At 55.5% G+C, this 12688-nt stretch carries 13 protein-coding genes and 2 pseudogenes; 14 read left to right on the top strand and 1 reads right to left on the bottom strand.

Going from position 1 to position 12688, the window contains the following annotated elements; genetic code table 11:
• Positions 1-63 precede the first annotated feature (63 nt).
• The 13 genes and pseudogenes from WH390_RS02095 (at position 64) to WH390_RS02035 (ending at position 11086) form a co-directional block, all read left to right on the top strand.
• A complete protein-coding gene (locus tag WH390_RS02095; RefSeq protein ID WP_032116659.1) occupies positions 64-1500 on the top strand; it encodes a phage tail sheath subtilisin-like domain-containing protein in 1437 nt (478 codons plus the stop codon).
• Positions 1501-1536: 36 nt separating this feature from the next.
• A complete protein-coding gene (locus WH390_RS02090) occupies positions 1537-2061 on the top strand; it encodes a phage major tail tube protein (protein ID WP_032116658.1) in 525 nt (174 codons plus the stop codon).
• A 22-nt stretch (positions 2062-2083) separates the two neighbouring features.
• Entirely contained in the window at positions 2084-2407 is a 324-nt protein-coding gene (locus WH390_RS02085) for a phage tail assembly protein (RefSeq protein ID WP_406850618.1), read from the top strand.
• Between the two features lie 131 nt (positions 2408-2538).
• Positions 2539-4925, top strand: a pseudogene (locus WH390_RS02080) (phage tail tape measure protein).
• Positions 4925-5806, top strand: coding sequence for a phage tail protein (locus WH390_RS02075; RefSeq protein WP_032116655.1), 882 nt, complete (start codon positions 4925-4927; stop codon positions 5804-5806). Before WH390_RS02080 ends, WH390_RS02075 begins: the two are co-directional and overlap by 1 nt.
• A 15-nt stretch (positions 5807-5821) precedes the next feature.
• The gene (locus WH390_RS02070; RefSeq protein WP_032116654.1) at positions 5822-6064 is read left to right on the top strand and encodes a tail protein X; all 243 of its coding nucleotides are present in this window, start codon (positions 5822-5824) and stop codon (positions 6062-6064) included.
• 85 nt (positions 6065-6149) lie between these two features.
• Positions 6150-6608, top strand: a complete 459-nt coding sequence (locus WH390_RS02065) for a phage late control D family protein (RefSeq protein ID WP_406850629.1) — start codon at positions 6150-6152, stop codon at positions 6606-6608.
• A 31-nt stretch (positions 6609-6639) separates the two neighbouring features.
• Positions 6640-7233 (top strand): hypothetical protein, encoded by a 594-nt coding sequence (locus tag WH390_RS02060; protein WP_406850616.1) that lies wholly within the window; start codon positions 6640-6642, stop codon positions 7231-7233.
• Entirely contained in the window at positions 7230-7871 is a 642-nt protein-coding gene (locus tag WH390_RS02055; protein WP_406850615.1) for a phage baseplate assembly protein V, read from the top strand. Before WH390_RS02060 ends, WH390_RS02055 begins: the two co-directional genes overlap by 4 nt.
• Before the next feature lie 20 nt (positions 7872-7891).
• Positions 7892-8254, top strand: a complete 363-nt coding sequence (locus WH390_RS02050) for a GPW/gp25 family protein (protein ID WP_032116651.1) — start codon at positions 7892-7894, stop codon at positions 8252-8254.
• Positions 8245-9369: a baseplate J/gp47 family protein gene (locus WH390_RS02045; RefSeq protein WP_032116650.1), complete on the top strand. Its 1125-nt coding sequence runs from the start codon at positions 8245-8247 to the stop codon at positions 9367-9369. The genes WH390_RS02050 and WH390_RS02045 overlap by 10 nt, the downstream gene beginning before the upstream one ends.
• Complete coding sequence (locus WH390_RS02040) at positions 9359-9925, top strand: phage tail protein I (protein ID WP_032116649.1); 567 nt, start codon at positions 9359-9361, stop codon at positions 9923-9925. Before WH390_RS02045 ends, WH390_RS02040 begins: the two co-directional genes overlap by 11 nt.
• Before the next feature lie 81 nt (positions 9926-10006).
• Entirely contained in the window at positions 10007-11086 is a 1080-nt protein-coding gene (locus tag WH390_RS02035) for a phage tail protein (protein ID WP_148305615.1), read from the top strand.
• A gap of 102 nt (positions 11087-11188) precedes the next feature.
• On the opposite strand, the gene WH390_RS02030 is transcribed toward WH390_RS02035, so the two are convergent.
• The gene (locus tag WH390_RS02030; RefSeq protein ID WP_052044997.1) at positions 11189-11785 is read right to left on the bottom strand and encodes a hypothetical protein; all 597 of its coding nucleotides are present in this window, start codon (positions 11783-11785) and stop codon (positions 11189-11191) included.
• 161 nt (positions 11786-11946) lie between these two features.
• Between WH390_RS02030 and WH390_RS02025 the strand changes: the two are divergent.
• A pseudogene (locus WH390_RS02025) lies at positions 11947-12507 on the top strand (recombinase family protein).
• The last annotated feature ends 181 nt before the right edge of the window (positions 12508-12688 follow it).

The raw sequence follows: 12688 nt of genomic DNA, 5'->3' as shown, positions 1-12688 counted from the left end.
AGTGATGCCCGCCAGAAAACGCGGCAAAGGGCCATTAGACACAAAAAGTAACGAGGTCACCCCATGAGTAGAGAACACCATCACGGCGTTGATACGCTGGAAATTGAACGCGGGACTCGTCCGGTCAAAACGGGAGAATCGTCCGTGATTGGCCTGGTCGGTACCGCGCCCACAGGCCCGGTCAATACCCTGACCCTGTGTACATCGGAAAAGGATGCCGCGCAGTTTGGCGATGAGCGAAGTGGATTTACCCTGCCGCAAGCCTTGCGCGCTATCTATGACCACGGTGTCGGGACGGTTCTGGTGGTCAATGTGTTTGATCCCAAAAGCCATCAGAAAACGATAACCGCAGAAAGTGTCACCTTCGATAGCACGCACCACAGTGCCACACTGAGCCAGTTACCCGTGGGTGATATGGTGGTGAAAAGCGCCGATGGGCAGACCCTCTATCAGGTAGCGACCGACTATACCGTGGCCGCCGCAACCGGCAAAGTCATCCGTGTCACCACCGGCGGTATTGCCCAGGGGGCCACCGTCAGTGTCACCTATAATACGCCGGATGTCTCAAAAATCACCGCTGCTGACATTCTGGGCACCACCAATGCCGCCGACCAGCGTACCGGTATGAAAGCGTTGGAAAATGCCGACAGCCTGTTTGGTTTTCGCCCGAAGCTGCTGATTGCGTCCGGCTTCTCGCACCAAAATGCGGTGGCCACCGCTATGATAGCCCTGGCACACCAATGTGAAGCCATCGCCTATATTGATGCTCCGGCGGGGACGACGTTTGCCCAGGCCATCGCTGGACGGGGGCCACAAGGCACGATTAATTTTAATACCGCCTCTGATCGGGTGCGCCTGTGTTATCCGCAGGTCAAGGTCTATGACAAGGCAACAAACCAGACTCGCCTGGAGCCGCTGTCGGCACGCGCGGCGGGTCTGCGGGCCAAAGTTGACCGTGAAAAAGGGTTCTGGTGGTCGTCTTCCAATCAGGCGCTGATGGGCATTGTGGGGATTGAGCGCCCGTTAAGTGCGCGTATTGACGATGCCAATAGCGAGGTCAATCTGCTTAACCAGAACGGCATTACCACGGTATTTAACAGTTTTGGTAGCGGATTACGCCTGTGGGGCAACCGCACGGCGGCCTGGCCGACCGTGACGCATCTGAAGAATTTTGAAAATGTGCGGCGCACCGGGGACATGATTAATGAGTCTATCCGCCATTTCAGTCTGCAATATATTGATCGCCCCATTAATCAGGGGCTGATTGATGCGCTGACCGAATCGGTCAATGGCTATGGCAGGAGGTTGATTGCCGATGGGGCGCTGCTGGGCTTTCACTGCTGGTATGACCCGGCGAACAACACCAAGGATGCGCTCAGTCTGGGGCAGTTGAAACTGAATTACAAATACACCCCGCCGCCACCCATGGAGCATCTGACCTTTGAAACAGAAATCACCGATGACTATCTGACGATACTGAAAAGCAAGGTCTCATCATGATAACCAGACAGCAAAAAACAGAAGAAGGAGCGCGTCATGGCGGGTAATGCACTGCATTTTATGACCAATGCCAATGTCTATCTGGACGGCAATAGTCTGATAGGTCGGGCAAAAGAAATCAAACTACCGGAAATCAACGTGGTGCAGCAGGAGCATCAGGCGCTGGGGATGATAGGCAAAATTCAGTTACCGGCGGGGTTTGACAAGCTGGAAGGGGAAATTCACTGGACCAGTCTGTATGAAGAGGTGGCCCTGCGTACCGCCAATCCCTTCAAGGCGTATCCACTGCAATGTCGCGGCAGCCTGCAGCGCTATAACCCGGCACAGGGTCGCCAGGATGAACTGCCGGTGGCGGTGTTTATGACGGTGATGTTCAGCAAAAATAGTCTGGGCAGCTTCAAGCAGCACGAGGTGCCGGAGATGAGCAGTAGTTTTACCTGCAGCTATATCAAGCAGGTGATGGATGGCCAGGTGCTGCTGGAGCTGGATGTGATCGCCAATATTTTTAAAATCAACGGTGAAGATATGCTCACCGATTATCGCGCCAATCTGGGTGCTTAACCTGACAATCCGAGGAGTGATGATGACAGATTGTATTCATTATCGTTTGCAATACCCTTATACCCTGGGCAGTGGTGAAAGGCTAACCCAGGTCAGCTTAAACCGGCTCAAGGTCAGTGACATCAAGGCGGTACGTCGCTTAAGTGAAAACGTCAATGACTGGGACAGCCTGTTGATTGCCCGCATGACCGGCCTGATACCGGAAGATATCGACAATATGGATTTGGTAGATTATCAACAGTTGCAAGGCCACTTTCGTCAGTTTGCGGGGCTGGATGCACTCGCCGAAGGCACTGCGTCAGGCACAGGCGCTGTTGGCGAGATGGTTCCGCTGGCAGCCGAGTGAGCTGGATGCGCTGACGGTGATGGAGTTTGAGGACTATTTACAGGAAGCGGCTGCCCAAATCCGGCAGGAGCACGGGCAACGCGGGGCAAACCGATAAAGAGTGATCGGGTGTAACAGAGGCAGGTGACGCAGTGTCGAGCACATTTTCGATTGGGGTGGTGATCAAAGGAGCGGTGGCCGGTGCCTTTCGCTCAGCGATGGGCGATTCACGGCGTAGCCTCAATAGCCTGAGTGAAACCACCCATCGCCTGCAATCCCGTCAGCAACAACTGACCCAGGCGGTCACTCGTTACGGTCAGTTGGGTGTGCAGGCAGCACGTAGCCTCAATAGTGAGCTGGGTCGGGTGGGTCAGACGCTTTCCCGTCTCGGACAACAGCATCACGCCTTAATGGGGCGAGGTCTGGCGTTAGGTGCCACCACGGCGGCAGCGGTGGGTGCGGTCGCGCCGTCGGTTAAACAATCGATGACCTTTCAGGACAACCTGGTCGATATGGGGATCACCGCCGGTTACGACGGTGCCACCCAGGCGGCAATGGGTAACGATATCCGCGCCTGGAGCCAGCAATACAACCAGACCCAGTCCGATTTACAGGCCGCCACCAGTGCGCTTATTGGCAATAACATTGACAGCCTGGACGATATTCGCGCCTACCTGCCACACATCGCCCGAGGCGCAACCGCCACCCGCACCTCCGCTGAACTGTGGGCGCAGGCGGCGGTGACCACCCAGCAGTCGCTGGGCATTGCCGCGAAAGATTTTGCCGCGGTACAGAACATCATGGCGCAAGGGGGTAAGGCCGGGTCATTTGAAATCGCTGACCAGGTGAAGTGGTTGCCCGAGCTGGCCCCAAAGATGAAAGGCATTGCTGAGGGTAAAGAGGCGGTGGCGGAGCTGGTCTCTGCCTTGCAGATAGCCAGGATGGGGGCAGGCACCTCCGATGAAGCAGCCAATAATCTCAAAAACTTTCTCGAAAAGGTGTTTGCCCCGGAAACCCAAAAACGCTTTGCGGATGTCGGTATCGATATTGAAAAGTCCTTAATGCAACAAAAAGTGCACGGGATTTCGCCGATTGAAGGGATGATGAATACCCTGCAAAGCTATCTGGCACAAAAGAGTCCCGAGGCGCTGGCACAATTTAAATCAGCGATGGCGCTGCAGGACGATACCGCGCGCGATAAGGCGTTACTGGCCCTGCAGCAGAACTTTGGCTTAGGTGAACTGTTTGCCGATATGCAGGTAATGGCCTTTGTGCGTCCGATGCTCGCGAATATGGACAAGTACCGGCAAATGCGCGCAGACGATTTACAGGCAGCCGATAAAAATGTGCTGCTGGGCGACTATAAAAAACGGCTGGCCTCACCGATTGAGCAGATGAAAAAGTTAGGCATTGCCAGTCAAGAGCTGTCACTGAGTATCGGTGAATCACTCTCCCCCGCCGTACTGTCGTTAACGCAAACGGTTCTGCCTTATCTGAATGCCGCCAGTGGTTGGGTCAAAACCCACCCTCAACTGGTCAGCGGTATCGCCAAAACCGTGGGGGCGCTCCTGTTGTTTAAGGGGGGATTGTTGGCCACAAGGTTGGCGTTCAATCTGCTGGGTTCGCCGATACGCCTGCTGTGGGGTGGGTTTACCCGGCTGCGTACCGGCTGGCTGTTACTCCAGAGTGCTTTCGGCATGGGTGGGCGCTTAAGCCGACTCGCAGGCAGCGTAGGACGATTAGGTAAGGTGTTGGCCGGTGGGCTGGTGACGGGCCTGCGCCTGGCTGGTCATGCCCTGCTGTGGTTGGGGCGAGCACTGATGTTTAACCCTATCGGCCTGACTATCACCGCGATTGCCGCCGGCGCTTACCTGATTTACCACTACTGGACGCCGATAAGCGCTTTCTTTCAGGCCCGCTGGGCCGAGGTGAAACAGGCGTTTTCCGGCGGTATTGCTGATGTGGGTGCACTTATCCTTAACGGGTCGCCGCTGGGGCTGCTCTATAAAGCCTTCGCCGGGGTGATGGGCTATTTCAACATTGAACTGCCTGCCCATTTTACCGATGCGGGTCGCCAGCTGATTGAGGGTTTGGTCAATGGCATCAAAGTCGGTTAACCGCCGCCAAAGAGACGATTGTCAATTTTGGGGACAGTGTTTCAGGCTGGTTTAAGGAGACATTGGGCATACACAGTCCCTCACGGGTCTTTGCCGGATTGGGGGACAATATTGTGCAGGGGGCGGTGGTGGGCATTACCCGTACCACGCCCGCGTTAGAACGCGCCGTTGGCGGCCTGATGCCGCTGATGCAACCGCCCTCCCCGCGTGTGCCCCACTGGCCTGATACCCCAATCCCCCCTGCCGGTCAGGGGAAGGCATTTTCAGGCATACAGATCACCTTTGCCCCACAGATTGTGATAAACGGTCAGTCCCAGGCGGCCCCAGCGGCGTTACGCGAAGCCCTGGCTATCAGTGTGCGTGAGCTAGAAAAACGCCTGGCGCAGCTGATGCACCAACAACAACGGAGGGACTTTTACTGATGCTGGCGATCCTGGGTGAGATTGAAGTGCAGCTACAGACCGGCTTTACCGCACTGGAAGCGACCCTCGGCGGTGAGTTTGCCGAACAGGCGCGCATTGGCCGTAAGCCCGGCCTGCAGTGGGTCGGCGATAAAGGGGATGAATATCGCCTCAGCGTGCGATTTCATCAGCAGTACTGTCAACCGACCGCGCAATGGCAACGGCTACAGGCCGCCTGTCGTGCCCATCAGGCACTGGCATTTGTGCTCGGCAATGGCGAGTACCTGGGGCATTTTGTGATCAGCACGCTTACCGGTCGCACGCTGTTAGCCCATGCCGACGGTATCGCCCAATGCCTGGAGGTCGATATCAGTCTGCGTGAATTTACCGGCGATCTGCGCCAGCCGCTTAAGCCGCCGGCGATGGCCACCACACTGAACAGAAAAGCCGCCGGGCTAACACCGGCGATCGGCAGCGGTACACCGCTATCGCGGGCGATGGGTCTGGCCCGTCAGGCGCAGTCGGCACTGGCTACGGCCTCACAGGCGATCCGGGTGGCGCGCCAGATGAAAACGGATCCGGTCGCGGCGTTAACGCGCGTCCCTGGGGTCATTACTAGCTTAGGTGAGGTGGCCACCCCGTTGATACAGGCGCAGCCGTTGTTGGCCGGCCTGGAAGCCCATTTTCCTGCGGCCAGTCACCTGACCCGTGCGGCGGGCAAGGTGGCGACCACGGCCAGCCAGGCGAAAAACACGCTCAGTACTCTGACCCCCGGTACCGGCCAGGCACTGCCCGGTGCACTGGATACGGTGGCCGGTCAGGTGGGCGGTGCCCTCAGTACCTGGAACGACGTCGCCCCGGTGCTGAGCCGTCTGACGAGCCATCTGGTGACGCGTCACTAAAAGGAGAACAGGCCGATGTTTGCAAGTCAACATGAAGAAGAACATAAGCCAGGTGTCTGGCAACATATTACCCGTGAGGGCGAGCGCTGGGATACGCTGGCCGCCCACTATTACGGTGACGCATTGGGCTATGTGCGGATCATTGCCGCCAATCCTGATATCCCCATTACACCGGTGTTGCCTGCCGGCATCACCTTGGCTATACCGCTGATTAACGCGCAGGACACCGTGGAGGAGACGCCGCCATGGTTACGTTAACGACACAAAGACAGCAGGCGGTACCGGCCCCGACCTGGACCCTGCATTATGGCCAAAGGACATCACGCACGATATCACCCCGGACGTGCTCGGGATCCGCTTTACCGATCAGCTCAGTGGCCAGTCTGATGAGCTGACGGTCGAACTGGAAGACAGCGCCGGGCGATGGCGTGGGGCCTGGTATCCGGGTAAAGGCGACACGCTCTCATTGGCGCTCGGCAGGGTCGGCACGCCATTACGTCCCTGTGGCACCTTTTCGATTGATGAAATAGAACTCAGTGGCCCGCCGGATACGGTGTCGCTGCGTGGGTTATCCGCTTCAGTGACCACCGCGCTGCGAACCCGGAGCTACCGGGCGTTTGAGCAGACCAGCCTGGCGGCCATCGCCCGCCGGATTGCCCAAAAACACCACCTGACACTGGAAGGGCAGATTGCGCCGCTGCCCTTGACCGGGTCACGCAGCAACATGAAACCGACCTGGCTTTTTTGCGCCGACTGGCCGAGGAATACGGCTATATCGTTAAAGTCACGCCGAGCAGGCTGATTTTTCTGAGCGCGTCAGATTGCGGGAAGCCTTGCCAGTTAACGTCATTACCCCGCAAGCCGTCAGCCATTACAGCCTGCGCGATACGCTTAACCGTATCTACCAGCAGGGCAAGGTGAAATACCAGGACAGCCAGCGCAAACAACTGGTCACGGTCGGTATCAAGGCCGATGGCACGATAGGCGACGTGGCGCGAGAAACGGCTCCTCAAAAACAGGGACGTTCAACCAGCGCCGATACCTTAAGACTGCACAGCCGGGCACGGAGCCGGGAAGAAGCGACTGCCAAGGTGTGTGCGGGGCTGAACCGGCATAATGAATATCAACGGGTGGCGACGGTAGCGCTGGCCGGCAATACGGCGTATCAAGCCGGGTTAACCGTGCGCCTGGCCGATTTTGGTCGCCTGTCCGGGGTGTGGCTGATTACTGAAGTTCGCCATGCCCTATCGCGCCAAAGCGGGTACACCTGTGAACTCACCCTGGGCCAGGGGCCGATGGCGCACACCAACAGGAAAACGACTCGCGCGGATAAGCCTGCGCCCCGACAGGTGATTGGGGTGAAAGCCGATGGCAGCGTGGGGCCGCTGAGTGAAAAAGAGATGACAATCGGAGAAAAGCCACCATGAAAGGACTGCAATTGATGTTCGGTACCATCAGCCAGATTGATGAGCAAAACGTCCGGGTACGGGTACGGCTGCCGACCTGTGATAACCTGCGCACCGCCTGGCTGCCGGTATTGCAACGCAACACCCAGGATAACAAGGATTACGGGCTACCCGATGTGGGTGAACAGGTGAGCCTGCTGCTGGATGCTGACGGCGATGACGGCGTGGTGTTAGGGGCGGTGTATTCCGAGATAGACCGCCCGACAGTGGCGAGCCGCGATAAGCGGCGGGTAGATTTTGCCGATGGGACTTTTGTCGAGTATGACCGCAAAAACCACGCGATGACTATCGGCGGCAATATACAGACCCTGACGCTGACCACCCAGGCCACTGTGCTCATTCAAACGCAAAATGCGACGGTGAAGGCAAGTCACACCCTGTTACTGGATGCACCCGATACGGTCGCGACGGGCAACCTGACGGTACAAAAGCAACTGACTTACCAGGGCGGCATGAGCGGTTCGGGCGGCAGTGGCGCGACAGCCATCATTGACGGCACGCTCCAGGCCAGCGGCGATATCCAGGCAGGTCGGGTGTCGCTGCAACAGCATCAACACAGCAACGGGCATGACGGTAAACCCACCGGCAAGCCGTTATAAGCGAGGGAGGAACGCGTTTGATGAACACAATGACCGTCCTCAGCGCCGTAGATTGGCAACCCGCGCTGCACGTATCGGGTGAACGGGTCAGTGGCGTCGAGGATATTCAGCAGTGCCTGCGACTGATTTTAGGCACCCCAAAAGGCAGCGACCCGCATCGACCGGATTTTGGCAGTGATCTGCATCGTTATCTGGATATGCCCACTGAGCGCGCCTTGCCGCATGTGGTACGGGAAACGGTGGAGGCCATCAAACGCTGGGAGCCCCGATGCGAATTACATCAGGTGCGGCTTAATGCGCAGGGTGAGCGGGTGAATCTCCTGCTGCGCTGGCGACTGCCGGGCAGTCAGGTCAACGCACAAACGGAGGTGGCATGGCGTTAACCCTTGAGAAACCGCAGTTTGTGAACGCAGACGCCCAAGCCATTACCCGCGAGATGATTGCGGCCTATGAAGCGGCCAGCGGTAAAACCCTGTGGCCGGCGCAGGCGGAGCGGCTATTGATTGACCTGTTCGCCTACCGGGAAACCCTGGTGCGCAGTGCCATTCAATCCGCCGCCGAACAAAACCTGGTGGCCTTTGCCCGTGCGCCAATGCTGGACTATCTGGCCGAGCTGGTCGGCGTTTACCGTTTACCGGCTCAACCGGCACGCACCACGGTGCAATTTTCACTGGCGGTCGCACCCTCGCTGACGATACCGATACCGGCCGGTACACGGCTCAGCGCCACGGACAGCCTGCTATTTACCACCGACAGCGAAGTCAGGCTGACGCCAACGGCATCCCGGGTGACGGTGAGTGCGACCTGCAGCGAGGCAGGGATACAGGGTAACGGCTGGCAACCGGCGCAAATCAGCACCCTGATGGAGGCCATCGATGACGGGGATATTCAGGTCACTAATACCACGCCAAGCGAAGGCGGCTCAGACGTTGAAGACGATGAGCATCTACGCAACCGTATCCGTCTGGCTCCGGCGTCCTTCAGCACCGCTGGTTCACGTGAAGCCTACCGCTTTCATGCCATGAGTGCCCATCCGGGGATTTGTGATGTGGCAGTGACCCGCCCGAAACCCGGCACGGTCAACCTGTATCCGCTGCTGACCAGCGGGCTGCCGGACAAGACGGTGCTCAGCCTGGTGACGGCCCTGTGCTCGGAAGAGCGGGTGCGCCCGCTGAATGATACAGTGCAGGTGCTGGCCCCTGAAAAGGTTGACTATACCATTACCGCACAGCTGACCTGTTATGCCAGCCAGCCAGGCGAGCCGGTACTGAAACAGGCGTGGCAGGCCGCTGAGCAGTATGTGGCCCGCCAGGCTAAACAGCTGGGGCGGGATATTGTGCCCAGCCAGATTATCGCTGCCTTGTCAGTGCCGGGCGTTTACCGGGTGCAGCTCACGAGTTTCACTACCCTTGAGTCGACGGTACTGTCGGCACAGCAATGGGCGCATTGTAGCGACATTCAGTTGACCCTGGGCACGGAGAGCGGCGATGACCGATAACAGCCTGTTACCGCCGCTGCTGGCGGCAGAGAAACATTTTCAGGGGCTGGCGGCACAGGCGGCGCGGTTGCAGCAGATTGACCTGACGCCGCTGCTGGTTTATCTGCTGGACATGACCGAGGCGTCGGCCTTGCCCTGGCTGGCAGAGCAGCTGGCGTTAACCGGGGTTAATGGCTGGCATTTAGCCGAATCGGATGATGCCCGCCGTGCGATGCTGAAATCGGCCATCACGCTGCATCGCTATAAGGGCACCCCCTGGTCGATTCGCGCCATGATACGGGCGCTGGGATTTGGGGAGGTGACGATAACCGAAGGGGGAGCGGCCCTTAAACCGGAACAGGCCACCGCGTATCCCGATGGCGAGACGCACTGGGCGCTATATCGGGTGGTACTCAATACGTTGATCACCAATGACCAGGCGGCCAGATTACGCGAGACGCTCGCGGCCTTTGCGCCGGCGCGGAGCGAACTGGTGGCGCTGGATTATACGGCGGTTCCGTTGCGCTATAACAATCAAACGACCTACCACGGGCGCTATAATCATGGCAGCAGTTAAGGGTATGCAAAAATACTTAATGAATAGACAAAAACAGACTACACTATGACTAACAATCCGCCCACGAGGGGATCCAGCCCGATGGAGAACGATGACATGAGTTATTTAAAAGAAACGGCTGCCTGGGAGGACGGTATCTACCAGATAGAGACCTCCGACCCGGTATTGGGTGGGCCAGACGGTATCACCAACCGACCTACGCGTGAACTGGCGAATCGTACCGCCTGGTTAAAGCAGCAATTAAAAGCGGCCGAAGCGGCGTTAACGGCGCATACGCGCTCCCGAAATCACCCGGATGCCAGCGTAAGTGAAAAAGGTTTTGTCAAGCTCAGCAATGCCAATCAGAGCAGCAGTGAAACGGAAGCCGCAACCCCTAAAGCGGTGAAAATTGTCAATGATAGACTTAATGCGGTGGTCGACCATGCGCCTTCCGATTTAGATACGCTGAACAAGCTGGCGCAAGCGATTAGCAATAACCCCAAATTTGCTGAAAACGTCATGCAACTGTTGAGTCAGAAACTGGCAAAAAATGACAACGGCGCTGACATCCCAGACAAAAATAAATTTTTAGAAAACCTTGGTTTGTTAGAAACAGTAAATCTGGCTAAAAATGCAACACCTAGTCAGCGTAAAATTAACGGCAAAACCCTGATTCAGGATGTAAAATTAACCGCCACCGATGTTCATGCTGTTACGCCAGAAGTATTGCGTGTCGAAATCCCTGTCGGCGTTCCTCTGCCTTGGCCTACTGAAACGCCTCCGTCAGGTTGGCGTATATGCAATGGTGAGAGCTTTAATAAGAAAGAATACCCACTGTTGGCACTCGCTTATCCATCAGGGAAACTCCCTGATTTACGTGGCGAATTTATTCGGGGCTGGGATGCAGGACGAAAAGTGGATAACGGACGCAAAATATTAAGCGTACAAGGTGATACCCTTCAAAATTTCACTGGAAACATAACCGGCATTCAGTTTGTCGGTCAATCATCAGCCAGTGGGATTTTCAAAATGGGAAGAAGAATGGCCAGTAGTAGCATTACTGGAGGAACCAGCGGCGTATTCGCTGTTGATTGCTCAGCCAGTTTTCAGTCTGGTTTGAGAACCGCTTCAGAAACAAGGCCGCGAAATGTCGCGTTTAACTACATTGTCAGGGCAGCATAAAGTTTTTATCTTTTCGGAGCTTCCGGCCGCACAATATCTGGCGTGGTGCCGATATCGACACGGTTTAGCAGTGTGCCGGATATTCACTCGCCAAATCCTCTTTCAGAAACCAATCGCTAGAACGACGCTTTCAAGACCGTTATCTATCGTCACCCTGACGGTCGCGTTATCGACCAGATGGGCTGACTGGGACTGATTATCGCCCCAAGCGTTAATCGCAGTATCAACATAGCCGATACAGAGCAATCCTGCTTTGAGAAACTTCATGGGCAGCGGGAAATCATAGGTCCCTGCCCCTCTGTCTTTTCCATATCTCGCCCACTGGATAATCACCCCCGTGTCCCCGCATTTCCACCATCCGTTGACCTCGCGCTTTGCCGTATTCGATTGACCGTAGGTCCCTTTGGGCTGGAAGGTATTTTTCAGGTAAACATCCAGCCACTGATTTCCCCATTTGCTGCCGACAACATTGCCGTCAGCGGCCATTCTTCCCGCTCCTGCATACACGGAAGAAGGTGCACAAAAACCGCCATCTTTATGGAAAACGTACTCACCACCACCGTCAATACCGTTATTGATGTGTATTCCATCACCGCCCTTATCTTTCCAGATATAGGCGCGCACTTTGCCATCAGCATTCGCGAGAATAAAATGCTTGCGGTTATCCCCCTTCAGTCCGATTTGGGTACCCTGTGACATAATGTCGCCCTTGACGGTGCCGCCAGTACGTTTGTCCAGCGTATTTTTTGCACAATCTACCGTTTCCAACAAACCAAGGTTTTATTGAATCTGGAATTTAGCTAATATTTTGCCCAAAACCAGCGATGACAAGGCTTTCAGAGGGAGGATAAGGTCCTAAAATGGCAAAAATAGGCTATATGAGGGTGTCAAAAAATGACCAAAACACCGATTTACAGCGAAAATCGCTCATTTGTACAAATTGTGAGCAGATTTTTGAGGATAAAATCAGCGGAAAAACAGACCAGAGACCCGGATTAAAACGCGCGCTAAATGCACTGAAATCGGGTGACACCTTAGTCGTCTGGAAGCTGGATAGACTGGGTCGCAGCATTAAACATTTGATTACTTTAATATCCAAACTGGAAGATGAAGGTATTCATTTTCATAGTTTGACGGATTCTATCGACACTGCTTCGTCAGCAGGTCGTTTTTCTTTCATGTGATGAGTGCGTTGGCGCAAATGGAGCCGAGAGCTGATTGTTAAACGTACTCAGGCAGGTTTGGCCGCAGCGAGAAGCAGAGGACGTATCGGCGGTAGACCTTGCTCATTATCTTCTGCACAGCAAGAGCAGGCTAAAAAATTACTTGAGTTCGGTCAGAGTAGAAAACAGCTGGCATTACTGTACGGAGTTTCATTAGCGAGCATTTACAAATATTGTCCAGCGAATCAAAACGTTTGAACAGGCCAAGACGGCTCTGATGAAACATAACAATTTAGTTACGTTACACTCAACGGAAACAGATATAGCCGGCGATTTACGATTTATCACAGATTTCAGTTTCAAATATAGCATTCGGTATCACCATAGTCTATTTTTAAAAATGATAGAATATATTGAATCAATAAATCTGAGTCACGAC

This window comes from Candidatus Arsenophonus nilaparvatae, from assembly GCF_045346035.1.
Classification (GTDB): Bacteria; Pseudomonadota; Gammaproteobacteria; order Enterobacterales; family Enterobacteriaceae; genus Arsenophonus; species Arsenophonus nilaparvatae.
Note: the sequence above shows the minus strand (reverse complement) of the source record. Positions and strands in the feature narration are given on the sequence as shown.